Below are 26,678 nucleotides of genomic sequence, written 5' to 3' on the forward strand. Positions count from 1 at the left end.
CGGCCAGGCAGCATTCAAATAAACCAGTGCTTTTAACGGGCACTGGTCATTTTTGTTTTGCTATATTTTTACCGGTAAACCGGCTGGCGCGCCATAGCCCTATCTTTCTGGCTGCTGCTCCCGGATTTGAAGCAGCAAGCTATTTTCTTGGGCTAAAAAACTCTGATAAGCTAGGCCGTCGCTTTGTTGCTGGCAGTTCTCTTTCCATGCTCACGCTGCTGAATAATATTTTTAAAATTATTCTTTTTTACGTAAAAAGAATTGAAATTGACCCCTGAATGGGTTATAATACCATTATCATAGGGTAGTTTGGTCCTTTTTAATCTGCTACCCCGGAAAATAATAATTTTTTGTGATATTATTTTAACGATTGGAGTAATTCAATTATGCGGAATTTATTACCCCTTGCTTTGGACGGTACCGACCCTGCCAGCATCTCTCTGACCGTTTTACTGACCGGTCTTATTGTTGTTTTCCTTGTTTTAATTTGTCTGACCTTTATCATTTACCTCTACGGCGCCGTTGTCCACAAAGCTCTCGGCAAAAAAAAGGCGCCGGCTCCCGAGAAAAATATACCCGCGCCGGCTCCGGCCCCTGTTGCCTTAGTAGAAGCCCCGGCAGTAGAGGACGGTATCTCCGAGGAAGTGGTTGCCGCAATTGCCGCAGCAGTATACTGCGTGGAGGGCGCTCCCCTCTCCGCCGTTAAAAGCATTAAGCGCAGCCGCTCCAATGCGCGTTCTGCCTGGGGTATGGCCGGCTTGATTGAAAATACGAAGCCGTTTTGAATCTCGGCGACGGACCATACATTTTATTGTTTTAGGAAGGACTGATTTTTCCGTGGATATCATTAACGGTTTCATCGATTCCATCAAGGGAATCATTAACACCTCAGGCTTTGTCAGCAATCCGTGGCAGAACTATGTTATGATTGTAATTTCTTTCGTTTTAATCTATCTGGCAATCAAAAAACAGTTTGAGCCCTTGCTGCTGCTGCCAATTTCCTTCGGCATGCTGCTGGTCAATCTTTTTCCTGCCATTATGGCAGCGCCGACCGACACTGCGAACGGAGGCCTCTTCTATTACCTGTACCAGGGTGTCAAGCTTGGTATTTACCCGCCGCTTATCTTTCTCGGCATCGGCGCCATGACCGACTTCGGCCCCCTGATTGCCAACCCTAAAAGCTTTCTGCTCGGAGCCGCCGCACAGCTGGGCATTTTTCTTACCTTTATTGGCGCCATGTTCATCGGCGGCCTCGGCATTCCTGGCCTCTCCTTTACCGCGCCGGAGGCTGGCTCTATCGGTATTATTGGCGGCGCGGACGGACCTACCGCTATTTATGTAACCAGCATATTGGCGCCTCATCTATTGGGCCCCATTGCAGTTGCCGCCTATTCATACATGGCCTTGGTACCCATTATTCAGCCTCCTATCATGAAGGCGCTGACCACCAAAAAAGAGCGTATGATTGTTATGGAGCAGCTTCGTCCGGTTTCCAAGCTGGAAAAAATTCTTTTCCCGATTATTGTTACCTGCTTAATTGCCCTGCTGCTGCCTGACGCCGCCCCCCTGGTCGGCATGCTAATGCTCGGCAACCTGATGCGTGAAAGCGGCGTCGTCAGCAGAATTTCCAACACCGCTCAGAACGAACTGATGAATATCATTACCATTTTCCTCGGTGTTACCGTAGGGGCTACTGCTACAGGCAGTGTCTTCCTCAGTCCGCAAACCTTAGGTATCATTGTTTTGGGTCTGTTGGCTTTCTGTTGTGGTACTGCTGGTGGCGTGCTATTCGGCAAACTTATGTGTAAACTTTCCGGCGGAAAGGTCAACCCGCTGATTGGTTCCGCAGGTGTGTCTGCCGTGCCAATGGCGGCGCGTGTCGCCCAAAAGGTTGGCCAGGAGGAAAACCCCGGAAACTTCCTGCTTATGCACGCAATGGGCCCCAATGTAGCCGGCGTAATCGGCTCCGCTGTTGCTGCGGGCGTTTTAATCAGCATTCTTGGCCCCCTGGTAGGTTAAGGCTAAAAATTTTCTATCGAATAAAATGACGGCGAACACCCGCACACACGCGTGTGCGGGTGTTCGTATACGGACGGCTCATAACGAAAACGTTCCAAAGGATGGAAAGAAAGGTTCGGTGTCCCTATGTCCAACATGATGGAACTTCGACAAAAGGTCCTGGAGAAAAATTTTTCGCGCATGAATCAACGCCAGCAGGAGGCTGTTTTTCATGTAAATGGCCCCCTGCTGATTCTAGCAGGGGCTGGCAGCGGTAAAACCACGGTATTAATTAATCGGATTGCAAATCTAATCCGTTTCGGCAACGCCTACCATTCACAGAATACGGCTTCTCTTACAGAAGAAGACTGTGCCGCCATGGAGGCCTATATAAACGGCTCCGCTCCGCTTGAGCCCGGCACAAAGGCCCGCCTTGCCGTCAACCCATGCCAACCCTGGCAGGTTCTGGCTATTACCTTTACCAATAAAGCCGCGGGCGAATTAAAGGACCGCCTGGAGGCTATGCTCGGCGAAGAGGGGCGGGATATTTGGGCTTCCACCTTCCACTCTACTTGTGCGCGCATTTTAAGACGCTACGGCGACCGCCTCGGCTTTACCAATCACTTCACTATTTACGACACGGATGATTCCCGGCGTCTGATGAAGGAATGCCAAAAAGCACTCAATATCGAAGACAAGTCCCTGTCCTATAAAACCATTCTTAACGAAATTTCACATGCTAAGGATCGGATGATTTCTCCTGACGATTACGCAAACGCCGCCGGGGCGGATTTCCGGCTTGGGCTGGTGGCCAAGGCCTATAAACTGTACCAATCCCGCCTGAGCGAGGCCGATGCGATGGATTTTGACGACCTGCTGTGCAACGCTGTTCAGCTGTTTCTGAAATGTCCCGATGTGTTAGAATACTACCAGAACCGCTTTCGCTATATCATGGTGGACGAATATCAGGACACGAACCATGTGCAATATCTTTTTGTCAAGCTGCTGGCCGAAAAATATAAAAATATCTGTGTGGTTGGTGATGACGACCAGAGTATTTATAAGTTCAGGGGCGCTACGATCGAGAATATCATGAGCTTTGAAAAAAGTTTTCCCGGCGCTAAGCTTGTGCGGCTTGAACAAAATTACCGTTCAACCAAAAATATTCTTGCCGCTGCCAATGCCGTCATCGAAAACAACCTGGAGCGAAAGGGCAAAACGCTGTGGACGGAAAATCCGGAAGGCGAAAAAATAGCGCTTCATACCGCTTTCAGTGAAGCCGACGAGGCTGACTATATCTCTAAAAAAATTCTTGACGGCGTAGCGGCAGGCAAAAAATATGCTGATTACGCCATCCTATACCGAATGAATTCGCAGTCTAATACCCTTGAAAAAGTTTTTGTAAAATCCGGTGTTCCCTATCGTATTATTGGCGGCCTGCGATTTTATGAACGGAAGGAAATCAAGGATCTGATTGCATACCTCAGTGTTATTAATAATCCTTCCGATGAAATTCGCCTGCGCCGTATTATCAACCAACCCAAACGCTCCATCGGTGACAAGACCATTTCACAGGCTGCTGAAATAGCGGCCTCCATCGGCGAATCCCTCTTTTATGTTATCTCTCACGCCGATGAGTTCGAGCCCTTGAAGAGAACTGCTCCCAAGCTGCTGGCCTTTGCGGGCCTTATCAACCAGCTGATCAGCCTCTCTTCCACCGCTCGCCTCAACGAGCTCTATCAGGCAATTTTGATGAAGACACAGTACATAGAAAAATTGAAGGAAAGTGAAAATGACGACGCCCAGGACCGGATCGATAATATCAACGAACTGGCCTCCAACCTGATCCAATATGAAGAAAACAACGGCGAAGACACCACATTGGAAGGATTTTTGGAGGAGGTTTCCCTCATGACCGACATTGATAATTACGACGGCAACACCGACGCAGTTGTCATGATGACCATGCATTCCGCAAAGGGCCTGGAATTTCCCTGCGTGTTTCTGCCCGGTTTTGAGGAAGGGATCTTCCCCGGTGTACAGGCCATCTATACCCCCGGCGAGGTCGAGGAAGAGCGTCGGCTCGCCTATGTGGCCATCACCAGGGCCCGGGAGGAACTCACCATTTTGAACGCTGAAAGCCGAATGATCTTCGGCAGCACCAACCACAACAAGGCCTCCCGCTTTTCAGCCGAAATTCCCGAGGAATTGGTAAACAAAAGCCGTGCCAGAGAGTGGAAAAAGCCAATTCCCGGTACCGTGCTCCCCGTTTCCTCCCATGAAAGCCGGTCCGCTTCTGTTAATGCTGCCCGCCATTTCGGCCCTGCCGGAATCTCTCAGCCTCATAAGCCTACGGACTCGTACCGTGTAGGCGATTCAGTCCGCCACAAGGCCTTTGGCGCCGGAATGATTCTTTCCGCTACTCCAATGGGCAATGACACCCTGCTTGAAATTGCCTTTGACGGTGTCGGCACTAAAAAGATTATGGCTAATTTTGCCCGTTTGACCAAGGAGTAAGGCCTACAAATATGCAGCCTTCATCTTTAAAGGGCGCCCCGCAGAACTAGCAGCCGCGTGGTGCCCTTTTATAGCAATAAAGAACGGCATGAAGAAAATTCATGCCGTTCTTTATTGCTGCTATCTCTTTTTAAATAGGCCCGACACCATTTTATGCAAACGGGAATAATAAAGTAAAACCAGGCCGGATAACGCGTAGTCATAGACCAGAAAAACCAGATTGCCGGCCGCCAAAAAAACTCCCGGAAGGTAAATCCCAAAAATTGTAAAGCTTTCCTCCGGGATTGCCAGCAAATAAACACTCATGAAAAAGCCGGCAACCATTGCCGTGTTAAAGACGGCAAGCTTCAGCACATAAGCCCAGGCTTTCTTTTTCAGCTGCTCAATTGAGGCCTTCAAAATAGGGTAATAGCCCAAAAACACAATGAAGAGAAGCACCGCTTCCTTATCTGCCGCCAGGAGTAGCGAAAGCAGGGAAACGGCGCCATAGACCGCCCATGCCCAGCTCTTGCCAATCTCCATGACAATTACCATCAGAAGCACTCCGGATAAGGCCGGCAGCGCATAGGTTGCAACCGGAATCAGCCCGGTTGCAAACATTAATACCGTACACAGTGCGGTTAAAACGCCGCACAGGGCAACACGAGAGGTATTATTCAGCAGCATGGAATGAGGTCACCGCCCATACATTCACAGCAGCAATCCGCACAAATCAGATTAGAACATATATCGCAGGTGCTGCATCCACCCGTCCGCTGCATTCCTGGGTTATACCCGCCATAGGCGCCACTGCGCTGATTGGTCACCTGATTCATCGCGGCCCGGTATTCTCCGTTTCCCGGGTCCATTTGTACGGCGCGAGAAAAATGGTTGTAGGCCTCTTCCAACCAGCCGCGTTTATAGAGTACCGTTCCCTTAAGGAAAAACCATTCGGCATTGCGGCTCTCCTGTGGAACACCGTTCAATATCTGTTCCGCATCGGCAACCCTTCCGCCCATAATTAAGTTTCTCACATCGCTAAAGCTCGAAGAAGCGTTATAATAACCGCTCCCCGCGCCCGGACCCCCATATGAATAGCCGTTGTTCCAGGGGGGCTGGTTCCCCTGGGCACGACGCTTACGTTCGTCCATAAGCTGGTCGTAGGCCTCATTAATTTCCTTCATCTTCTCACTGGCTAAGTCCGCTATCGGGCTGCCCGCGTAGTTATCCGGGTGATATTTTTTTGCCAACTCCCGGTATGCGGTTTTAATCTCCTCATCGGTAGCGCTTGGGGATACGCCTAGGACTTTGTACGGGTCTGACATTTCTCTTCTCCTTTTTTAAAGAGTTTTTCTTTTTGCATTTGCGGAAGGCCCATTGTTACGATGTTTCTTAAAATAGGAGAGAAGCAATGGAACTCCGTTAATTCAAAGGCGGCAATCGCCTGAGACAAACTCATATTTAATACTTCATTGGCATAAACTCTTGTCTTACTGACCTCCTGCGGGGCGCTCTCCCTCGTCAACTGAAACTTTGTCAGAAACGGGTTAAACCCGCCGGAACGTATATCCTTTTCCAAATCGTCCGCGGCATCCATCAAATAAACCCAACGCCCTATATAATACCCGAACTGTTCCGCCAGACGCGGCAGCACGGTTGAGCCCGGCTGAATATATTGTGCTCCCAGCTGAAAGGATTGCGCAAGCATTTGCGCCGTAGGTTCCGCGCAGGCATCCAAGCCTGCATCCTGTGATTTTTCAATTTCGGCTTGCTTGGCCATGGAGGCAGCAATCGCCTGCTCCAGTGCGGGAAAGTCTCGGGCAGCCTTTTTTCTGGCCCTAGAAAAAAAGGGCCTAGCAAAAACAGCTCTTAATTTCTGTAAACCGGAACCGTCCGCCCAATCATCCTTTATTTTATAATAAGTCATAATGGCAGATAAGGCTGCCGCCATTTTTAAAGCTGGAAGGTCCTCGGCGCAGTAGGTACACTTTTTTAGCGGATTTACTACACAGCGGGACTGATGAAACCCCGCGCAGCAGGCCCCTGAAGCCACCGACATCAAATAAATGGCATAAAAAGTGCAATCATAACTCAGGGCCGCCCGAGCAGCGACCCCATAGCTTTTTCCCAGCTGTTTACACAGGCCGCAGTAAACCCCTCGATATTGTTCAAAGTCGCGAATCAACATCTCCGGCTTATACGGACGGATATATCCGAACACACATGATCCTCCCTGCGCTTAATATGACACCATTTTACTATAGAAACTCATTTCTTTAATTAACAATATGTAAATTTTCATTCATTTAACCTATTCGCCGTCCTCGTTACATAAAAAGTATATTGGCTTTTAAAAAACCGGTGAAACCGTTATTCCCGAACTGAATATACTGGTAACGGAGGTGATTCACGTGGAGACCAAGATCTATCACTGCATGAACCCTGAGGAAAATCCGCTTCCGTTCTGGATGAAGCCGGCTCAGGCTCAGGCACAGCCCCAAAAAGAGCCTGAATTGGATCTGGTGGAGCAGTTTAAGAAAAACCCGGACTCCTTTTTCCCGGACTTTACGGTTAAGCCGCCTAAGCAATTTTCAAAATAGCACACGCCAGTCCCTTTACCCTTACCTAAGAGAACTCGAAGCAGCCGCCCGGCACTTCGGGTTCTCTCATTTTGATGCCGCTTCTTCTCAAAGCCCGAAATGAATCTTATATTTGTGTTTTCTTTTTAGCATGTTTCGCTTATAATAAAGGTACTGTTCTAATCCTTCAGCCCACTTCAGGAAACAATGCGGGACTTTCCTATGAAAAGAGCATAGACATTTCTGATTGATGTATATTTCCCGGCTTAGCTTCTATACTTTAGTAAGGTAACCATACGGCGGGGTACCCGCCATGTATAAGAGGGAGCAAATACCATGAAAAAGCGCATCATCACTTTTTATCAGACCAGTGTTATCAGCATGCTAATACGTCGCTACTTTCAGGACCGAGTGGGGAAATCCGCCGCCGCTCTTGCCTATTATTTAATATTTTCGTTTTTCCCTTGTCTAATTTTTATCAGCACGCTCCTGAGCTTTATGGACCTTCCCCCGCTTACCTCCCACAATTTTCAGGCGATTATCCCATCTGATGTGCTTTCCATTATTAATTCCTATTTGGAGCATATTGCTGGTTTAAACAGCCCCCACTTTCTCTTTTGGGGCCTGTTTTTCACCATTTATTTTATCATGCGGGCTGTTAATTGCCTGCAAGATTCCATCTACCGCTCTTACCGGATGAAAAGCAAGCGCTCGCTGCTTCAGCAGCAGATCCGCACGCTGCTGGCTACACTGTTGCTGCTGTTTACGGTTTTTGCCGCGCTGCTGCTACTGACTGTTGGCCGGCGTATCCTGACCTATCTCTCGTGGTTCATCCCACTGGAGACCAATTCCATTGACTCCTGGAATCTATGGCGTTTCTTCATTTTAGCAGGCATTCTTTTCTTTCTCATTGTCATTTTCTATTATTTTATTCCCGAACGGAAATACACCTTTCGACAGGTTCTTCCCGGTATTTTTGCCGCATTGATTTCGTGGCTGATTTTTTCCATCGGCTTTGCCTATTATGTGGAAAATATGGGCAATTACTCCGTCGTTTATGGATCCATTGGTGCAGTGATCGTGCTTTTATTATGGCTATATTTCAGCGCGGTCACGCTGATTTTAGGCGCGGAATTCAACAGTATTCTAGCCGAGCGCCGGCAAAAGCATTCCTGATTCTATCCGCCCCACTGACTCAACCGCCTGTTTTTCTACATTTATTATAGGGCCGGCCTGGAAGCTCCCGGAAGATTCCCTTTGACATTCGTTTGCCAGCCGCCCTGATATTATTTTTGAAATAATACAAAATTACATGGAACCGCAGGCAAAACGGCGCGCAATCAAAACAGACTGTACGCCGTTTTGTTATAGCAGTTTCTCACTAAAGCCGCAAAATCCGTCGGAAGTCTTTTATTCCCGTCTATAATAAAGCGTTTCCACAGGTCTGCAAAAGATCGAGCCATATCCGGCCTGTGCTGCCACAAAAATGAACCCGTTTTTCGTTATGAATATATAAGGCCGCCATATTACAACAAGCTGCAGAGGTCTGAGGCCGTCTCGTATAAAAAGCGGTACGCCGGCAGCTGTAGCGAAGCAGGCAGCACATCAGCAAATCCGGTCTCTAAACTCAGCGTCCCCGCATAACGCATCTCCTTTAGCGCCGTCATAAACGCCTGCCAATCAATGGTCCCCATGTAAGGGCAGCGATGTTGGTCAAAAGTAGCGTCATTGTCGTGTACATGCAAAACCTTCACTGCACTGCCAAGCTCGCGGGCCATATCCGCCACCGTTTTCCCTTCCGGCATACTCATATGCGCATGGCCGGTGTCTAAACAAACCGCCAGGCAAGGCGAGCTTACGGTACGCAATAATTCCAGGAGGTCTGCGCTGTCACTGTAGGGGACGCCTAAGCCCGGCATGTTCTCAACCGCTAAGTGAACCTGGTATTGCTCGGCAATTTCTGCATATGCTTTCAGCAGTTGGGCATTCATTTCGTAGGAATGGCCCGGCGCCTCCTGCCAATCGGGAAAAATAACCGGGTGAATCACCACATAGGGGCTGCCCAGCAGGTGGCACGCATAAATAGCCCGTTTTACTGCCCGGACAAAAAAGGCCAGTTCCTCGCCGGTTAAAGTATCCGGCGGAGGGTTATAGGGAGCATGAATTTGCCCAATTTGAATCCCGGCGTTCTGAGCCCGCTCCTTTTCCCGGACAAAAAAGCTTTTGAAATCACTGTCACTAAAAGTATAAAGCCCTTTAAACGCCTGGTACCCATTCATTGCGGGTGAATAATCCACACAAGTGAAGCCTGCCTGCGCCAGCAGACGCAGGGAAGCCTCGCCGCACTTTTTGTCGGCCGCGCCCGTCTCCGTGCTGATTTGGAATTGCGGTATCATAAAATCCCCCTCAAAAAATAAAATACAGCTGCTGTACAACGACAGTATAGCTGTATTTTACCCTTAATTCAAGGACGAATATTAAATTTAACCGTAATTGTCCTGTTTTACGCCCGTACTAATTATTCCGGCCGTCCTCTCCAAGTGTTGGCGACAGCTCCTGGCCCACTCTGGCAATATCAGCCGTTACATCAATTTTATAGCCGGCACGGGTCATCAGGTTTGTCCAATCCGCTTCATGCTCCTTCCACCAGCTTCGTTCTGCCTGGTGGAGCCGTCTGCCAAATGAAAAAACGTCCGCCTGCTCCCGGTGGATACAAACTTCCAAGCTGTCCTCCATCTGCTTTTTTATGCTCTCTTCGAGTTTTTGGGAAAAGATTGAATAATACTGTTCGCCGTATACCTGATGCGGCCCGCCATCAATAGAATCGACATTTGCCGTACAGTAGACCGATATTTCAAATACCGGCAGGCCGTTTACAATGCGTGGCTTAATATCGGTTTTCGCCATGGTGATCTCCAGAGAAACCGTGGTATCCTCCTCCACCGAAAGCACCTCAATTCCGTGTTCCATCTGACCGGTTAAAAAAAGCAAGCCGCGGGTCTCCTCCGATGTCAGCAGGTCCTTAAAAAAGCCCTGCTCGTCAAAAAGCGCCGTTCCCACGGAAAACAGCTCGCCGTTCACAAGCCCTACCGCCGGAAGGTACGGGGCGGTGGAACTGTTATCTAGCAGATTGACAAGGTCTACCATGCTGATATTGACGCACTTGCCATTCAAATCGCTCTGCTTGATTAAATCCTCCAAGTCCGTAATCGGGACAATTTTATCATCCCTCTTATAGGTCACAATTTCCTCCGCCCGGTCTTGAGCCATCAGAATTTTAGCCGATGCCCTCGTCTCTGGATGCCGGACAAAAAAGTCAATGGTTTCCTGTAGACCGTGTTCTGCGGTGCTTCTTCCTAAAACAACTGTCAGATTATGGCTGTAAACCGGCTTTTTCCCGACCTGAAGCGTCACATTGTTCAAGGAGTCGATGACCGTGTCGCCCTTGGTCTCGTAAACCATCATGCTGGTATTTCCATCCTCGGAAATATCCAGGGCCTGCACATAGATATTATATTGCCCGTCCGCATAATCAACGCCCATTCCTTGAATCAAAAGACGGTCGCGCAGCGAAAATTGTGTCTGGCAGCCAGACAGGCCGATCATGCCGGCCGCACATAAAATGACCGCCAGTATTTTTCTATTTACTTTCCAGCGCAAGCTTCTTTTTCCCTCCTTTCTTTCTCTGTTTAACAGAGTAAATAATCCACATCAGCGCCGGCAGCACAAAGCTGGCAATCAAGTTGACCGGTAGCAGCAGGTCAATTCCGAAAAAGAGACGCTGCAGCGTTAAATTTTTGCAGATCATCACCGCTAAAAAGGCAACTACCGCGCCGCCCGCTATAACCGGCCACTTTTTAAAACCGCTCTTAATATGCTGTGCACAGCCAGTAAACAAATTGACGTCGAAGGCCAGCTTAATAACCAGTGAGCTGATCCACATGGCTATGAACAAGGCGTCCATTCGCTCCATTACGCCTGCATCCGCAAACGAGGATGCCGAGTACACTGGGAACAGCTGGTAATTCAGGTAGCTTCCCATTGCCCCCACAATAACAAACAGGGTAGCGACCATCAAAAAAACAATGAGAATGTTCCACAGAATAAAGCCCGGCTTTCTGCGCCCCTTCGTCTTGGGTAAAACCAGAAGCAGCACCGCAAGCCCGCTGCTTCTGGAAAGCAACAGTGCGGTTCCTTTCAGGGCCTGATCCGGCCCCTCGTCAAAGAAGGGCAGATAGTTGAGCAGATTGATTTTTGGAATTAGCGCGGCGATGATAAACACCAATCCGGCAACAACGACAATGGTCAGCACCGTTGCGGTTCGGGCAATGGTCTCTGTCCCCTTCCAAGCCGCATAGCAGGCCACAATAACAACGCAAAGCGCAATCAGTTCAAGAGACACATAGGGCTCCATTACATTAGACATGAACAGAACGAAAAAGCCAAGATAGTAGGAAGCCATTAATAAAAAATATAACCCGTAAAATGCCGCCGCCACCTTCCCGAATTTACCGAAGCACTCGGTAGACAGCTGGTAAAAATCCTTGCCGGGCGCGGCCTTAAAAAGGAAATAAATTGGCAGGATAAAAACAAAGTTCCCTACCATGGCAAGTAGTGTAGAAATGATATAATCTTGTAAATTTGCACCATCCGAGAGAACATTGTTAACCGTCAGCAACAGAATTGCACGTGAAATAAAAAGGATGGTAAACAGCTGAGAGGTACGAATCTGGTTGGAAATACTGCTGGATTCCTTGCCCATATCAAATAATCATCCTTTCAATTTAGCCCCCGGCATGTCCTGAATTTTAGCCCCGCTTTTCCCCAGCTTTTTCCAGCTGCTGCGAATCAACACATCCCGCATGCCCCGCTTCCCAAACGGCGCTACCGGCGCGCTTAACGGAACGCCGTACAGGTTATTGCTGCATATATTGATTAAAACAAACAGGAAGCCAAGCGAAATTCCCCAAAAACCAATACTGCCGCCCAGCACAATAAAAATGAGCCGCAGCAACGCAATGGACTCATATAAATTCGGCACCGCATAGGAGGATATGGCGCTGACTGCAATGACCATCAGCGTCGGGGCCCAACTAAACCGGAGTTTACGGCGGCCTCGCCGATTACAAGCGCACCGACAATGCTGACCGCATGGCTCAGGCTCTTTGGGGCCCGCAGACCCGCCTCGCGCATAATTTCATAGATGATGTGAATCACCAGCGCTTCCAGCATAATCGGAAAGGGCGTGGTTGTCTCTGATTGGGCAATTTTTATCAACAGCGGCTCCAAAATGAGCTCCGGGTGAAAGGTGGTAACCGACACATAAAAACCGGGCAGAAAAATTGCTAGAAAGAACGCCAGGTATTTGATAAGCCGGGTAAAGGTGGCATAATAGGGCCTATTGGCATAGTCGTCAAAGCTTTGAAAATTCTCAATAAAAAGGTGCGGAACCACCAGGACATTCGGTGTTCCGTCTATAATGACCGCCACCCGCCCCTCGCTGATTTTACCACAGATGGTATCCGGACGTTCTGAAAGCCCCACACAGCTGAAAATGGAAGTACCCTTTTTTTGGCTATGAAAGGGGTCAGGTAGCCGGCGGCTAAAACATTTTTAAGCGGAATGCTTTTGATGTTGTTCCTGACCTCGCTCAGAATTTCCTGAGAGACCGTATTGCGCAGATAACATAGGCAAACTGCGGTATTGCTCTCCTCTCCCACAGTCATCCGCTCAAATTTTAGCAGCGGGGTTTTCATTCGGCGGCGGATCATCGAGACATTTACCTGGAGCGATTCGACAAACCCCTCTCTTGACCCACGCTGCACCACCTCGCTTTTGGGCTCGCTGATGCTCCTCAGCGAAAACCCCTGAACGCCGATAGCCAAAATCCGCAGGCAGCCGTCCACCAGCAGCAGGGCAAATCCGCTCATTAGCAGATTGAGTGCTGTTTTATAATCCACCACCTCCTGCTGATCAACGGTGGACAGAACAAAATCCTTCAAATAATCAAATTTCTTTACCGGGTCCTGTTCCAGTATGGCTGCATGTGTAATCGGGTTCATCACACTCTGGGCCAGGGTCTGTTTATTGACAAGGCCTTCCATGGTGACAATTGCTGCCCTTGTACCGGAAATATGAAATTCCCGGCAAATATAATCCAAGCTCCCATCAAAGGCATCTGCAAAATACTTGAGGTTTTCATCCAGATGAATAGATACCACCTATAACTCCTCCTTTTCCCTGTTTGCGTTATTTTTACAAGGCAGGTGTAAAAATATACATGTATAACCGGCAGCCGTCAATGGCAAACTATTCAACAGTTCCGCGGTCAAGGAGGCTGACTTTTATGATGATATCCTTTTTGCGCACGGCCCTGCTTTATGTAGTCATTATTATTGCCGTGCGTTTGATGGGAAAACGGCAAATCAGTGAATTACAAACCAGTGAGCTCGTCGTCACGCTGTTAATCTCAGATATTGCCGCCATCCCCATGCAGGACAGCGGCCAGCCGCTGGTCAGCGGGCTTTTGCCGATTGGGATTTTGATTGTCTGTGAAATTCTTGCTTCTATTTGGATGCTCAAGAGCACAAAATTCCGGCGCGCTATCTGCGGCAGGCCAATCGTTGTCATTAACAACGGCAGGATCGACCAGCAGGAGATGCGGCGCCTGCGCATGAGCACGGAAGACCTCAGTGCACAGCTGCGCCAAAAAGATATCTTTGCGCTGGAGGACGTCGCCTACGCTATTATGGAGACCAACGGAAAGATGAGCGTCATCAAAACGCCGGACAAGGAAACGCCTACCGCCGGCATGCTCGGCGTCGCTTTGCCGGATTCCGGCATCGAGGCCGTTGTTGTCAGCGACGGGGTGATCTCGGATTTTTCACTTGTGCTCATTCACAAAAGCAAAGCCTGGGTGGAGGGCATCCTCAAGGGGAAAAGCACACAGCTCAACGAAGTATTTATCATGACCGCCAACACCAAAGGCGATTTCCAGATTATTAAAAAGGAGGACGCTAAAACCACATGATTAAAAAAGGGATCGCTGCCGTTCTCCTGGCCCTCTTTCTGCTCGGCCTCAGCCTTACCGGCCTTTTTTACACCAACTATACAGCCGATGAAATGAACCGTCTTCTTACCGAAGCCCTGAAGGCCTCCCAAGATCAGGACCGTGACAAAGCCGTGGAGTTCAGCGAAAAAGCGTTTGAAGCCTGGGAACGTCAGCATCGGTACCTATGCACCTACATGTCCCATACCAAGCTTGAAACCATTGACCAGAGCCTTGCAGCGCTTAGTCCGCTGGCCGCCTACGAGACCTGGGATCAGTTCACCGCCGAATGCCGCCGCTGCTTAACAATGATTCATTATCTGAAAGACGGTGAGATTCCCACACTGGATAATATTTTATAACTAGTTCACCTTGATAATCAAACGGCTGGCCGCTGCCAGATTTTCCATCCTTACTCATTTTATTGTTTCTTCTCAAAACTCTATGGTTCAGGGAGGCACGGGTGCTTCCCTGAACCATTTTTATTGCGGGCATAGCGCCTTAGCTTCTGTTGACAACGCCTTTATGTAAAATTAACTTGACATTAAAAATTTCTGCTGTTATACTGAACTACGCTATAATTATTATTTCATAGCAAAGGCCGTGTTTTTTATGAAAACCAAGTTACCCGCGCTCAGAAAGATGCACAAAATTACCCAGGCAGAGTTAGCCGCCGCCATGGGTGTATCCCGCCAGACCATCATCTCCATTGAGTCCGGCAAATATACGGCCTCTCTGCCGCTGGCTTACAAATTATCCCATTTCTTCGGGTGTACCATCGAGGAAGTATTTAATTTTGATGAGGAGGAATTATGAATGACCTTTGAGGCAAAAGGCCTTACCAAAAATTTTGCTGACAAGCAGGTTCTTCAGGGAATCAGCCTACAGACACAAGGTGGAAAAGCACTGGGGCTTCTGGGCCGCAACGGCGCCGGCAAAACCACTACAATCCGCATTATTATGGGCGTTTTTCCGGCGGACTCCGGCGAAATTCTTATCGACGGTCAGCCGATTCGCCGCGAGAGGATCAATTTTGGCTATCTCCCCGAGGAACGCGGACTCTACCCTAAAAAGATAATCTCTGAACAGCTTTTGTACCTGGCTGAGCTGCGGGGTTCTTCCAAAAAAGCAGCGCTGTCCGCCATGGACCACTGGCTGCAGCGCCTGGAGATGGGCGCGTATAAAAACAAAAAGCTGGATACGCTGAGCAAGGGCAACCAACAAAAAATCCAGCTCGTTGCCACGCTGATCTCCAACCCGGATTTTGTCATCCTGGATGAACCCTTTTCCGGCCTTGATCCCGTCAACGCCATGCTGCTTAAGGATGTCGTGCATGAACTGATAGATGACGGAAAAATCGTCCTTTTCTCCAGCCATCAGATGAGCTACGTCGAGGAGTTCTGTGACGATATCGCCATCCTCCATCAGGGACGTATCGTCCTCTCCGGCAATATCAGGGATATTAAGCGCTCCTATAACCGCAACAAAATTATTGTGGACAGCAAAAACGCCCCGCAAATCGCTGCATATACCCGCGAACAATTGCCGGAGCTGGTCGAGAAGAGTACCGCGGAAGGCCCCAACGCCGTCATTACACTCCGGCAGGCGGAGCAGAAGAACAGCCTGCTTGCCGCCCTGGCAAGCCAGGCCTTCGACATAGACGGCATCAAGGTCTTTGAGCCCTCACTCAACGACATATTCGTGGAATATACGGAGGAGCATGTACAATGAAACAGTTTTGGGCTATTTATAAATTCGAGTTTAAAAACTATGTAAAAAATAAAGGCTTTTTGATTGTGACCATACTGCTCGTCGCCGCAGCGGCCGTGGTTCTTTCTCTTCCCCGCCTCGGCGAGATGATCGGCAGCTCGGACTCCCAGGCAGAACAGCAAGCAGCAGGTACTGAGGAAAAATCGGAAATCCTTCTTTCCGCAGCTTCACTTGAAGAGGCGGAAAAAGCCGCCGCTTATTTTAATCAAGCCCTTACAGACACCCGGTTCACCCCTGTAGACGAGGATGAAGCCTCCCTGAAAAAGGAAATTGAAGCCGGGGCTTACAGCGATGCCGTAATGCTGACCGGCGACCTCAGCTATACCCGGATTACCGCCAATGTGTCCATGTATGATACGCTCGACAGCCGTCTGGAAAGCGCTATTCTTAATTATTACCGCCAAACCGCCATGGAAGAACTCGGCGTTTCCGAGGCCGATGCCAATAAAATATTAACCACTCAGGTTGAGTGTTCTCTCGTACAAACCGGGGACGGAAAAAATCAAATGGAGAATTTTTTCTACACCTACATTTTAATTTTTGCTCTGTACATGGCCATTCTACTCTACGGACAGTTTGTGGCGACCAGCGTTGCAACGGAAAAAAGTACCCGGGCCATGGAGTTGCTCATCACCTCCACCAAGCCCAAAAATTTGATGTTTGGCAAGGTCTTTGGAGCCGGTTCCGCCGGCCTGGCACAATTTGTGTTAATTTTCGGCACCTGTTACTTGTTTTATAATCTGAACGCCTCGTACTTTCAGGATGATTGGATTGTACAGTCTATTTTCAACATGCCGCTCTCAATTTTAATGTACGCCATTCTCTTTTTGGTTCTCGGCTTTTTCCTCTATGCTTTTCTCTACGGAGCACTGGCAAGCTTGGTCAGCCGCATGGAAGAGCTTTCCTCAGCGGTCATGCCGGTAACCTTCCTCTTTATCATTGCTTTCCTCGTGGTTGTTTATTCAATGAACAGCGGTAATGTAGACTCCGTTCTAATGAAAGCCTGCTCCTTTATTCCCTTTACCTCGCCCATGTCCATGTTTGTGCGTATTGCGATGGGTCAGGTTGCCGGCTGGGAAATTGCGCTCTCTGTCCTGATCTTGGTTGTTTCTACAATTGCCATTGGTTTTCTGGCCGCCGGAATTTACCGCATGGGCGTTTTAATCTACGGCAAAGCGCCCACCCCTGTTGAAATGATTAAAATGCTAAAAAATAACCGCAAGCGCGCCTAAGCGGTACGCTCACCGATAAGGCTTTCATGGAAGGCGAGGACCGCCGTCTATGAAAGCCTCCTTTTTTATGCAGCGGTTTGACAAATGTTTCAGAAGGTTGTAGTATTTAAATGTACCCATTCACTAAATCTACCTGGATAAAGACTGGAGTGAGCATTATGACATCAACGATTTTTACCATTGCCCGGCAGTATGGAAGCGGCGGACGCCAGATCGGTAAAAAAATAGCCGAAAGGCTGGAAATCCCTTTTTATGATAAGGAACTAATCGCAATGGCTGCCAAACAAAGCGGCATGAGCGAGGCTATTTTTGAAAAGGCGGATGAAAAGGCCAGCAGCAGCTTGATTTATTCTCTACTGATGGGCACTTATGCCTATAACGCCCAGCTCACGCCCAATGATCTGCCCGTCAACGACAAGCTCTTTTTGCTTCAGACCAATATTATCAAGCAAGTGGCACAAAAGGGGCCGTGCGTCATAGTCGGCCGCTGCGGCGACTATATTCTGCGTGACAATCCCAATTGCTTCAATATCTACGTTTACGCGGATCAGGAAAGCCGGGTGAAGCGCGCCGTGGAGGAGTACGGCATTGAAGCAAAGCACGCGGCAGAGTTTATTGCCAAAAAGGATAAGCAGCGGGCCAACTACTATAATTTCTATACCAATCTCAAATGGGGAGCGGCCCAAAATTACCACCTTACCCTTAACTCCCAGAAATTTGGCATCGACCGTTCCGCACAGTTGATCTGCGGCGCTGCAGAGCTGCTTCATTCCGCCCCTTAAAAATAAAAATAGGTTTCCAGCGGGCTGCTGTTAACAATATAAGACCGCTGAGCGAGCCGGAAACATAAAGGAGAACGACTTTTATGAGCCATCTTGAAATGCGGTACAACGAACCGCTTCCACACCGCCCTTACCTTCTGCCTGAAGGGTATCGCCTGGTTACCGTGGAAACTGATGCCGACAAGCTGGGCTGGATCGAGGCTTGTGCAGAGGGTTTATCCACCGGGGCCTGGACCGTCAAGGATTTTGAAAAAAACATGCTGGAGCCGGAAGGGCTTGCGAAGGATCAGATCTTTCTGGTCAAGGATGCCGCAGGCAGGGTCGTTGCCACTGCGACAGCCTGGCTTAAACCTGGAAACCGTGGCTACCTTCACATGGTTGCCGCCCTCCCCGAGGCCCGCGGACTTGGGCTTGGCGGCCTGCTCACACAGCATGTGCTCGATTTTTTCCTGGCGCGCGGCGTCGATTATATCACGCTTGACACAGACGATTTCCGGCTCCCGGCTATTAAAACGTACCTGCGGCTTGGATTTATTCCTGTACTCAGCGAATATGGCGCAGAACAGCTTTGGAGAGACATTTTTGTAAAAACAGGGCTGCGCACACCTGTTTTTGAAGTTCAACACGTCAAAAAGGAAATGAACTGAACACGAGGGGTTTTGCTTTTTTACTGAAAGAACGCGCTGCCGGCTGGCAGCGCATTCTTCATTGTAACCCTTCTTTACATTCTGTTAGAATAAATCCATAATATAGCATTTTTTCCGGTAAAATACTTGTTCCAGCGGAGCCTGCGGCGTATGTACCTTTATGCGCGGCATCCAGGGGATATCCTCTGCCCCCCTGGCGCCACAAATCAGGGCGGAAAACTCATTGATTGGCATCGTGACGTCTGCTGCCGCCTCCGTCTTTTCCACCCGGTTTTCCCGGCCCGGTGCAAACGTCAGCTCCCACACCGCATTATTCTGCGGCAGCATTTCGTCCAGCACACGAATGCGGACTGTACCGCTGCCCCTGCACCTACACACGGAAAGCACATCCTCCACCCGGACAACACGCGCCATTCCATTAAAAAGTACCTGGCACTTTGCTGTGTTGTTCTCGCCCACCAAAGAGGTGACAGAAAGAGAACCCGGAACGGAAAAACGAATTTTTTCATAGTCGGCCGAGAATGCCTGTTTAACAAAATAAAGCAGGCCCTGCAGGGCGCGTACATCCAGAAAAAGCAGGCCGTTCCGCAACGCGAAACCATTAGTGCAATCCATGATAACGCCTTCCGCCTCTCTTTGCTTACGGCAGATCATAAAGCCGCGCGCGGCGCCGGTTTCATCCTTCCAAAGATAAATATACCGCTGTTGGTTCAATAAATTCGTTTTTTCAAGTTCTTCTTCGTATATTTCACGGACGGCGGCCAGATTATAATCCTTATAAAACTGCCGGTAAATTTCAAGCAGCGGCTGCGTACTCTCACCCGGCAAAAGCTGTTCAATGCGCCCGCCTACATCCATGGTTTTCATATCCTGAAGCGGCACCGTCCACACACGGTTTTCCGCGCCGACCTCATAGCCGAATTTGCGGTAATATTGAGTGCTAAACGGGTAGAGAAATGAGAGGCTGAACTCCTTCTCATACATATCTTGAAGCGCCGCGCCAATGCAAGCCCGAATTGCCCCACTGCGACGGTATTGAGGCAGTGTCGAGACTCCGCCTACACCGCCCATCAGCGCTTCACGGCCTTCAAAATTGCAGCGGTAGCGGCGAATACTCATACAGCCATATAAGGCGGTTTCATCCTCAGAAAACGCTCCCCACATCCAGTTGTCCTTGTCCGCAGCCGGGGGCTGCTTTTCCGCCTCTTCCTTTTCCTTCTGATACTCGCTGTTACCCTCAAAAGCCACAGCCTGCACCAGATGCGCCCGGTAGTATTCCGCCGGAGCTAGCTTACGCACAATCACGATTTCAATCCTCCCTTTTAACTTAGCGGGCAGGGACTGCTCCCTCTTTTCCCCTTGAATCTACATGAAATTTATCTTATCACATTACCTGTTGCCGATGCAATCCCTTAACGCAAAAAAAGCAAATTCTTTCATGCCGGCCCGTACCCCTTACCGGATCCAGACAGCACTCCCTTGCACTTAAAATTCATCGGCATTTACGCTGCAATAAAGAAAAGAACAATCCTATCATCCATAAAAATTAAAATATAGTTCTTTTATTTTTATGCAAAATAGATTATAATTAAAAAAATATATAAGGAAAGGTTTTGTTGTATGAATCAAATCAGCCTGTTATATCCCGCCGGAATGGAACCGCCCCTGGTCCAGCAGCTTACCGACGAAGCTGTAAACGATCTCTCCATCGACTACATATGTGCCTGTTTATCTCACCAGGCCACCGAACAGAATCTTATTAAAAAGATTATGATTCAGCTCTGCGATGATCCCGCCGTCATTCGCTACCGCTGTGATATTTTCGAGGATGTCCTTCGCTTTCCTGTATTACGCCAGCACATCGCAGCGCTCTTGGAGCAGCTCGATTTTCTTAAAATGGTTGAACGGCTTTCAAAGGACTCCGATGCTCCTGGTATCTGGCAGCTTATCAACCGCTTGAACGAACTCGACCATTATATCAAATGCATCGAAGGTATTCGCGACTGCCTCAATGGCCTTGATATTCAATCCCAGGGGTTCAATGACCTGAAAAACTTTGTGGACCGGATTTATCAGGACAGTGGATTTGATTACCTGAAAAAGGATATTGCCCATTTACAGGAAAATGTTTGCAAAATTAAAAGCCTGACGCTTGGGGTAAACCTCGATAACCAGCTCCGGCCCATTGAAACCGGCATTGTATCCATTAACAACGAGGCCTACAAAAAAATGGGCATTCTGCGCAACCTGCTCGACTTTACCGGCAGCCGTGAAGAAATTCATGACGGAGTTGCCTTTACCGGGATGGCCCCCTACCACCCGCCAAAGGTTACCGCTGACGACAAAGCGCTGAAGGCCGGGGAAGCCGCCGCCGATGTTATGTTGCCCGGGCGCAGAGCCCTTCGCCAGGAGGACTATGGCGCCCAGCAGATAGGCGCCAATCCACTGATGAATAACCTGAACCTCACCATAACCGATATGCTCCAGGGAGTTGTGCGCAACCTGAAAACCGCTCTGAGCAAATATGTAAATATCAGCGGCTTTGCACTTTCCGCAATCATTTCTGAATTTACCTTTTATCTCCGCTGGGCGGAACTAATGGACAAGATCATCGAAAAAGGGGCGCCCGTATGCAAGCCGGAGATTCTGGACACTCCCCGCGCCTTCGAGGGCCATGGCATCTATAATTTTAAGCTGGCCCTTCAGCTCGTTGATGGAGCTAAGCTCGACATTGTTCAAAATGAGCTCCACTTTTCAGACGAACACCGGGTGTATATTTTAACCGGGCCCAACCGCGGCGGTAAAACGACCATAACGCAAGCAGTCGGCCTGATCTATCTGCTCGCCCAAAACGGTATTTATGTTCCCGGGGAGAAAGTGGCCCTCTGTCCTGCGGACAGCCTGTACACACATTTTCCGGCGGATGAAAATCAAACGGTCAACCTGGGGCGTCTAGGCGAAGAGTCAAAGCGGTTCAGCGAAATTTTCTCGGCTGCAACCAGCCGCAGCCTAATTTTACTCAATGAATCCTTTGCGACGACTTCATTTACCGAGGGCCTTTATATTGCAAAGGATATTACCAAGTCGCTCGTCTATTTAGGCGCCAATGCTATTTTTAACACCCATATGCATGAGCTGGCAGCAGACCTGGACGAAATCAACCGATCGGTGGGCGGTGTAAACCGGGCAGCCAGCCTGGTAACTGGCATCGACGGCGGCAGGCGTTCCTATAAAATCACCCTGGCGCCGCCGCAGGGCCTCAGCTACGCCAAGGATATTGCTGAAAAATATGGCGTAACCTTCCGGCATCTAAGAGACATCATCGAAAAAAGGAAAGACCCTTCCTAAACCTCGCCAGCCAAGGTCCCTGACAGAATGCGGAGCTATAGAACCGCGCCCGCCAATCCCCCAACTAGTTGGCGCCTTTTCCCATTCTCACAAACAGAGCCGGAAAGCAAGCTTGCTTTCCGGCTCTGTTATAAATGGCGCCTGGCTATTTACTTTTTTCGCCATGGCAATAGAGCGGCGTCACATACTCGCCGTTAAAGCAGGCAAAGCAGCAGTTGCCTCCGCATGCGCGCTGCAGGTCCTCCAAAGAGAGAAACCGCAGAGAATCCGCGCCGACATATTCCCGCAGGGCTGCACTGGAAAGACGGTAGGATATCAATTCCTGCTGGGTCGAGGTGTCCACCCCGTAGAAGCAAGGGTAGATAATCGCAGGGGAGGCAATTCGCAGGTGCACTTCCTTCGCACTGGCCTCCTTGAGCAGCTGTACAATATAGCGTGACGTTGTCCCACGCACCAGAGAATCATCAATGAGCACCACCCGTTTACCCGCAACAACAGAGACGTTGACAGAAAGCTTCATCTTAACCCCCATATCGCGCAGCCTTTGTGTCGGTTTAATGAAGGTCCTTCCCACATAACGGTTTTTAATCAGGCCCATTTCACAGGGCAGGCCGCTCGCCTCGCTGTAACCCATCGCTGCGGAAAGGGAGGAATCCGGTACCCCTACCACAATGTCCGCTGCCAGCCCGTCTCTATCCTTCATCGCCATGATTTTACCGCATTTTTTACGCACCGTATGGACATTGAGCCCCTCGACATTACTGTCCGGCCTGGAAAAATAAATATATTCCATGGCACAGATTCTATGCTGTGTTTCCTCCGTATAGAAGGAGCTTTCCATGCCTTTTTCCGAGAGCTTGATGACTTCTCCGGGCCGGACATCACGCAGGAACTTCGCGCCGATCGCTTCAAAGGCACAGCTTTCACTGCTTAAGCAATAGCCCTCGTTCAAGCGGGCAATTGAAAGGGGGCGCAACCCATTTTTATCTCTTATTGCGTATAAATTTTTCTCAGTTAAAATTAAAAAAGAAAACGCGCCATCAAGCTTTTTACAAGCCTCTTGAATTTTACGCAACAACGGCCCCTTTCTGCGCTGAATCATGTGCAAGATAATTTCGCTGTCGCTGGTCCCTCGAAAGATGCTTCCGTTATTTTCCAGCTCACAGCGTAGTTCGCCGGCATTTGCGATCTGTCCATTGTGCACCACGGCAATGCTGCCGATTTGTGCCCTAGCCACCATGGGCTGAACATTTTCAATTTCATTGCCGCCCTCCGTCCCATAGCGGACATGGCCCACGCTGTTGCCGCCTTTCAGTCCAGCAAGCCCTCCCTGCTCAAAGACTGACGCTAAAAGTCCTCTGCCCTTGAAGCAATAGATGTCTTTACCGTCTGCTGTCGCTATTCCAGCGCCTTCCTGGCCCCGGTGCTGCAACGCATGCAGGCCGAAATAGGCCAGGGAGGCCGCCTCCGGGTTGTGGTAAATGCCGAACACACCGCACTCTTCCTTTATTTCATCCACTAAAAATAGCCTCCTAACATGGCCGCTATTCTGCGCGGAAAAATCTTGGCGGACTAAAAACACCGCCAAGACTCTTTCCAACCGTTTTGATTAGTCATCACCCTGAAGAGCATCGTAACCATGCTCGCCTGTCCGTACGCGTACAGTGTCCTCTACATCGTAGACAAAGAGCTTACCATCTCCTACGTTTCCGGTATACAGGGCTTTTCGAGCCGTATCAATTACCGTCTGCACAGGAACCTTGCTGACGACAATTTCTACCTTAACCTTCGGCAGAAGCTTGACATCCTCCAGCTTAACTCCGCGGTAATAGGCCTCGTGCCCCTTCTGCGTACCATACCCCAGCACCTGGGTTACCGTCATACCCGTTACCCCGATGCTGTTCATTGCATTCTTCAGCGCTTCCAAACGCTCCTGGCTGAACACCATCGCAATTTTGGTCATCTTTGCAGTTCTATCGCCTACCTTCGCAACCGTCATGCCACTGGGAAGCTGTACCGCCGGTATGGCGTCTTCCTCAGCAGGAATCTCTAAAGAGGATTCCGCCCTGCCTGAGAGCACCCCCGGCATAGCGGCGGTTGTTGGCATAAAATCGGCATAGGAGCTGCTGATGCCATGTTCTGTTACATCCAGCCCTCTGATTTCCTCCTCCTCACTTGCTCGCAGGCCGATCGTTTTCTTAATAACCATAAAAACAATGGTCATAGTCACCGCCACCCAAACGGCAACAGAGACGACCCCCAGCACCTGAACCCCAAAGAAGCTAAAGTCCCCAGTATAAAATAAGCCTTTATCGGCTGCAAACAGGCCTGTGAGCAGCGTACCAGCCGCACCGCAGAAACCATGCACGCCGATTGCGCCGACCGGATCGTCAATTTTTAAAACCTTATCGACAAATTCAATTCCAAATACCACGACAAAGGAGGCAATCAGACCGATGAAGAATGCACCAACCGGCGTTACTTTGTCGCAGCCGGCGGTAACCGCCACTAGTCCGGCTAGAGATCCATTCAACGTCATGGAAATATCGGGCTTTTTATAGCGAATCCAAGTGATGATCATGGTCGAAACCGTTGCAACCGCAGCCGAGAGATTGGTCGTCAAAAAAATGCTGCCCGCCGAGGTCAGCGACTCATCCCCTGTCATTGACAGGGTGGAACCGCCGTTAAACCCGAACCAGCAAAACCACAGGATAAACACCCCTAAGGCGCCAAGCGTCAGGCTGTGCCCGAGAATAGCCCGCGGTTTGCCGTTCTTGTCGTACTTGCCAATGCGGGGCCCAAGGATTTTAGCGCCTACCAGAGCCGCAACACCGCCCACCAGATGCACCGCTGTGGATCCGGCGAAATCATGGAAGCCAAGCTGTGCAAGCCAGCCGCCGCCCCAGATCCAATGACCGGAGATCGGATAAATCACGGCACTGATCACGGCACTGTAAACACAGTAGGAAGCAAACTTTGTACGCTCCGCCATCGCGCCTGAAACGATGGTCGCCGCCGTCGCGCAAAATACAGTCTGAAAAATGATAAAGGCCGGCAACGGAATACTCAGCCCCAGGAAGGAATAATCCCCCTTGATCAAAAAATCAAAACCGCCAATCAATGCACCTGTTCCGCCAAACATCAGTCCAAAGCCCAATATCCAGAAGATCGGCGTACCGATAGCAAAATCCATCAGGTTTTTCATAATGATATTGCCAGCATTTTTAGCACGTGTAAAACCAGTTTCCACCATTGCAAAGCCTGCTTGCATGAAAAATACCAGCGCTGCCCCCAGCAGCACCCAGATGGTATCAACAGACGAAAAAAGCTGTTCCATAAATATCCCTCCGGTTGATTTTTTCTTTTAAAATACATGGCCGTGTATATTAAAACCAAAAAGGCAAAGGCGCCGTGTTTTCCACGGCGCCTTTGCCTTCGATAGTATAAGTATATACGCAGCTTCAATAAATGTCAAGCTGTTTTGAAGTTTTAATTCTAAAAAATTCATTTTTTATTTCTTTTCTCACTAATTCTTTCTCAAAACAAAAAATTTAGAAATACATTCCAGCTATTCCTGCACTAGGCGTAAATCTCCCATAGACGCTGCATCGCCTCCTCCGTATTGGCGTTGGTATTGAACGCCGTCAAGCGGAAAAAACCCTCTCCGTTTTTGCCAAAGCCGGCTCCAGGAGTTCCCACAACATTCGCACGCTCCAATAAATCATCAAAAAAGGCCCAAGAGTCCATTCCCCGGGGGCACTTCATCCAGATATAGGGTGAATTGACCCCTCCAACGTGCCATATTCCCAGGTTGTTCAATGTTTCTACGATGGTACCGGCATTTTTACGGTAGACATCAATGTGCGCTCTGCAGGCCGCGAGGCCCTCCAGTGAAAAAACGGCTGCGGCCGCCTTCTGCACCGGATAGGAAACACCATTGAATTTTGTGGTTTGGCGGCGCAGCCACAGCTTACGCAGTGAAAAACCGCCCCGGTTCAGCTCATGGGGAACGACTGTATAACCGCAACGCGTCCCTGTAAAGCCGGCTGTTTTTGAGAGTGAGCAAAATTCAACCGCGCATTCCCTGGCGCCCTCTATTTCATAGATGCTGCGTGGTAATGCCGGATCTGAGACAAACGCCTCATAGGCCGCATCGAACAGGATAACCGCCTCCTGCTCCCGAGCATAGTCCACCCAGTCCTGAAGCTGCGCACGGTTATAAACGGCCCCGGTCGGGTTATTGGGGGAACACAAATAAATCAGATCCGCCCGCTGCCTCCGGTCTGGTAACGGTAGAAATCCGTTTTCCATATTCGCGTCCAGATAGACGATTTCACGGCCCGCCATCAGGTTGGTATCGCGATATACCGGGTAAACCGGGTCCGGTATCAAAACCTGGTTATCCCGGTCAAACAGATCCAAAATATTACCCACATCACTCTTGGCGCCATCGCTGATAAAAATATCCTCCATCTCCAGCTCCACGCCATAGCTCATATAATAATTTCGGACGGCTTCACGCAAAAAGGCATAGCCCTGTTCCGGCCCATAGCCATGAAACCCCGCCTTGGTTCCCTGTTCCAGAACTGCAGCCTGAAAGGCGCTGACCACTACTTCAGGCAACGGAAGTGTGACATCCCCTATCCCCATCCGAATAATTTTACTGTCCGGGTGCCCGGTCTGATAGTCCTCCACCTTTTTGGCGATGGTAGAGAATAAATAAGATTCCTCTAAATCAGCGTAATAATGATTCATCTTCATAAGACAAGGATTCCTTT

The 26,678-nt window shown here is 49.4% G+C and carries 25 protein-coding genes and 1 pseudogene; 14 read left to right on the forward strand and 12 right to left on the reverse strand.

Annotation, left to right across the window (positions count from 1 at the left end; genetic code table 11):
- Window positions 1-26: 26 nt before the first annotated feature.
- From DPQ25_RS07265 to DPQ25_RS07280, 4 genes are all read left to right on the forward strand, one after another.
- Window positions 27-278 carry a hypothetical protein gene (locus DPQ25_RS07265; RefSeq protein WP_112332505.1) on the forward strand — a complete coding sequence of 84 codons (252 nt, stop codon included), beginning with the start codon at window positions 27-29 and terminating at the stop codon, window positions 276-278.
- A 108-nt stretch (window positions 279-386) separates the two neighbouring features.
- The gene (locus tag DPQ25_RS07270) at window positions 387-785 is read left to right on the forward strand and encodes an OadG family protein (RefSeq protein ID WP_112332506.1); all 399 of its coding nucleotides are present in this window, start codon (window positions 387-389) and stop codon (window positions 783-785) included.
- Window positions 786-837: 52 nt separating this feature from the next.
- Window positions 838-2,019 (forward strand): sodium ion-translocating decarboxylase subunit beta, encoded by a 1,182-nt coding sequence (locus DPQ25_RS07275; RefSeq protein WP_207657299.1) that lies wholly within the window; start codon window positions 838-840, stop codon window positions 2,017-2,019.
- Window positions 2,020-2,145: 126 nt separating this feature from the next.
- Window positions 2,146-4,515 (forward strand): ATP-dependent helicase, encoded by a 2,370-nt coding sequence (locus tag DPQ25_RS07280; protein WP_112332507.1) that lies wholly within the window; start codon window positions 2,146-2,148, stop codon window positions 4,513-4,515.
- Window positions 4,516-4,635: 120 nt separating this feature from the next.
- On the opposite strand, the gene DPQ25_RS07285 is transcribed toward DPQ25_RS07280, so the two are convergent.
- From DPQ25_RS07285 to DPQ25_RS07295, 3 genes are read right to left on the reverse strand one after another with little or no spacing between them, the layout of a single operon-like run.
- A complete protein-coding gene (locus tag DPQ25_RS07285; RefSeq protein WP_112332508.1) occupies window positions 4,636-5,181 on the reverse strand; it encodes a hypothetical protein in 546 nt (181 codons plus the stop codon).
- Entirely contained in the window at window positions 5,172-5,819 is a 648-nt protein-coding gene (locus DPQ25_RS07290) for a J domain-containing protein (RefSeq protein ID WP_112332509.1), read from the reverse strand. The genes DPQ25_RS07285 and DPQ25_RS07290 overlap by 10 nt, the downstream gene beginning before the upstream one ends.
- Window positions 5,795-6,715, reverse strand: coding sequence for a DUF5685 family protein (locus DPQ25_RS07295; RefSeq protein ID WP_112332510.1), 921 nt, complete (start codon window positions 6,713-6,715; stop codon window positions 5,795-5,797). The genes DPQ25_RS07290 and DPQ25_RS07295 overlap by 25 nt, the downstream gene beginning before the upstream one ends.
- 190 nt (window positions 6,716-6,905) lie before the next feature.
- Here DPQ25_RS07295 and DPQ25_RS07300 point away from each other — a divergent pair, with 190 nt between their 5' ends.
- Window positions 6,906-7,094: a hypothetical protein gene (locus DPQ25_RS07300; RefSeq protein ID WP_216083980.1), complete on the forward strand. Its 189-nt coding sequence runs from the start codon at window positions 6,906-6,908 to the stop codon at window positions 7,092-7,094.
- Between the two features lie 315 nt (window positions 7,095-7,409).
- Complete coding sequence (locus tag DPQ25_RS07305; protein WP_112332511.1) at window positions 7,410-8,249, forward strand: YihY/virulence factor BrkB family protein; 840 nt, start codon at window positions 7,410-7,412, stop codon at window positions 8,247-8,249.
- A gap of 350 nt (window positions 8,250-8,599) precedes the next feature.
- Here DPQ25_RS07305 and DPQ25_RS07310 read toward each other — a convergent pair whose 3' ends face one another.
- The 5 genes and pseudogenes from DPQ25_RS07310 to DPQ25_RS07335 all read right to left on the reverse strand — a co-directional run bounded on the left by DPQ25_RS07310 (window position 8,600) and on the right by DPQ25_RS07335 (window position 13,294).
- Window positions 8,600-9,469 carry a sugar phosphate isomerase/epimerase family protein gene (locus DPQ25_RS07310; protein WP_112332512.1) on the reverse strand — a complete coding sequence of 290 codons (870 nt, stop codon included), beginning with the start codon at window positions 9,467-9,469 and terminating at the stop codon, window positions 8,600-8,602.
- Window positions 9,470-9,587: 118 nt separating this feature from the next.
- Window positions 9,588-10,733: a Ger(x)C family spore germination protein gene (locus DPQ25_RS07315; protein WP_112332513.1), complete on the reverse strand. Its 1,146-nt coding sequence runs from the start codon at window positions 10,731-10,733 to the stop codon at window positions 9,588-9,590.
- Entirely contained in the window at window positions 10,714-11,835 is a 1,122-nt protein-coding gene (locus DPQ25_RS07320) for a GerAB/ArcD/ProY family transporter (protein WP_112332514.1), read from the reverse strand. Before DPQ25_RS07320 ends, DPQ25_RS07315 begins: the two co-directional genes overlap by 20 nt.
- Window positions 11,836-11,844: 9 nt before the next feature.
- A pseudogene (locus tag DPQ25_RS15325) lies at window positions 11,845-12,617 on the reverse strand (spore germination protein).
- A complete protein-coding gene (locus DPQ25_RS07335) occupies window positions 12,548-13,294 on the reverse strand; it encodes a spore germination protein (RefSeq protein WP_112332517.1) in 747 nt (248 codons plus the stop codon). Before DPQ25_RS07335 ends, DPQ25_RS15325 begins: the two are co-directional and overlap by 70 nt.
- 125 nt (window positions 13,295-13,419) lie before the next feature.
- Here DPQ25_RS07335 and DPQ25_RS07340 point away from each other — a divergent pair, with 125 nt between their 5' ends.
- The 7 genes from DPQ25_RS07340 to DPQ25_RS07370 all read left to right on the forward strand — a co-directional run bounded on the left by DPQ25_RS07340 (window position 13,420) and on the right by DPQ25_RS07370 (window position 18,552).
- Entirely contained in the window at window positions 13,420-14,103 is a 684-nt protein-coding gene (locus DPQ25_RS07340) for a DUF421 domain-containing protein (protein ID WP_112332518.1), read from the forward strand.
- Window positions 14,100-14,483, forward strand: a complete 384-nt coding sequence (locus DPQ25_RS07345; RefSeq protein WP_112332519.1) for a DUF4363 family protein — start codon at window positions 14,100-14,102, stop codon at window positions 14,481-14,483. Before DPQ25_RS07340 ends, DPQ25_RS07345 begins: the two co-directional genes overlap by 4 nt.
- Window positions 14,484-14,733: 250 nt before the next feature.
- Window positions 14,734-14,937 carry a helix-turn-helix transcriptional regulator gene (locus DPQ25_RS07350; RefSeq protein WP_112332520.1) on the forward strand — a complete coding sequence of 68 codons (204 nt, stop codon included), beginning with the start codon at window positions 14,734-14,736 and terminating at the stop codon, window positions 14,935-14,937.
- On the forward strand, window positions 14,938-15,852 hold the full coding sequence (locus DPQ25_RS07355) for an ABC transporter ATP-binding protein (protein ID WP_112332521.1): 915 nt from the start codon (window positions 14,938-14,940) through the stop codon (window positions 15,850-15,852).
- Window positions 15,849-17,123: an ABC transporter permease gene (locus DPQ25_RS07360; protein WP_112332522.1), complete on the forward strand. Its 1,275-nt coding sequence runs from the start codon at window positions 15,849-15,851 to the stop codon at window positions 17,121-17,123. Before DPQ25_RS07355 ends, DPQ25_RS07360 begins: the two co-directional genes overlap by 4 nt.
- A 158-nt stretch (window positions 17,124-17,281) precedes the next feature.
- Window positions 17,282-17,905, forward strand: coding sequence for a cytidylate kinase-like family protein (locus DPQ25_RS07365; protein WP_216083974.1), 624 nt, complete (start codon window positions 17,282-17,284; stop codon window positions 17,903-17,905).
- 83 nt (window positions 17,906-17,988) lie between these two features.
- Window positions 17,989-18,552 carry a GNAT family N-acetyltransferase gene (locus DPQ25_RS07370; protein ID WP_112332523.1) on the forward strand — a complete coding sequence of 188 codons (564 nt, stop codon included), beginning with the start codon at window positions 17,989-17,991 and terminating at the stop codon, window positions 18,550-18,552.
- Window positions 18,553-18,636: 84 nt separating this feature from the next.
- Here the strand turns inward: DPQ25_RS07370 and DPQ25_RS07375 are convergent, their stop codons facing one another.
- Window positions 18,637-19,857: a GNAT family N-acetyltransferase gene (locus tag DPQ25_RS07375; RefSeq protein WP_112332524.1), complete on the reverse strand. Its 1,221-nt coding sequence runs from the start codon at window positions 19,855-19,857 to the stop codon at window positions 18,637-18,639.
- A gap of 315 nt (window positions 19,858-20,172) precedes the next feature.
- Between DPQ25_RS07375 and DPQ25_RS07380 the strand changes: the two genes are divergently transcribed.
- The gene (locus DPQ25_RS07380) at window positions 20,173-21,900 is read left to right on the forward strand and encodes a MutS-related protein (protein ID WP_112332525.1); all 1,728 of its coding nucleotides are present in this window, start codon (window positions 20,173-20,175) and stop codon (window positions 21,898-21,900) included.
- Between the two features lie 145 nt (window positions 21,901-22,045).
- On the opposite strand, the gene purF is transcribed toward DPQ25_RS07380, so the two are convergent.
- From purF to DPQ25_RS07395, 3 genes are all read right to left on the reverse strand, one after another.
- A complete protein-coding gene (purF, locus tag DPQ25_RS07385) occupies window positions 22,046-23,419 on the reverse strand; it encodes an amidophosphoribosyltransferase (protein WP_112332526.1) in 1,374 nt (457 codons plus the stop codon).
- Between the two features lie 90 nt (window positions 23,420-23,509).
- Window positions 23,510-25,237 carry an ammonium transporter gene (locus DPQ25_RS07390; protein ID WP_112332527.1) on the reverse strand — a complete coding sequence of 576 codons (1,728 nt, stop codon included), beginning with the start codon at window positions 25,235-25,237 and terminating at the stop codon, window positions 23,510-23,512.
- 242 nt (window positions 25,238-25,479) lie between these two features.
- A complete protein-coding gene (locus DPQ25_RS07395; protein ID WP_112332528.1) occupies window positions 25,480-26,661 on the reverse strand; it encodes an LL-diaminopimelate aminotransferase in 1,182 nt (393 codons plus the stop codon).
- Between the last annotated feature and the right edge of the window lie 17 nt (window positions 26,662-26,678).

The organism is Hydrogeniiclostridium mannosilyticum (genome assembly GCF_003268275.1).
In the GTDB taxonomy this organism is placed as follows: Bacteria; Bacillota; Clostridia; order Oscillospirales; family Acutalibacteraceae; genus Hydrogeniiclostridium; species Hydrogeniiclostridium mannosilyticum.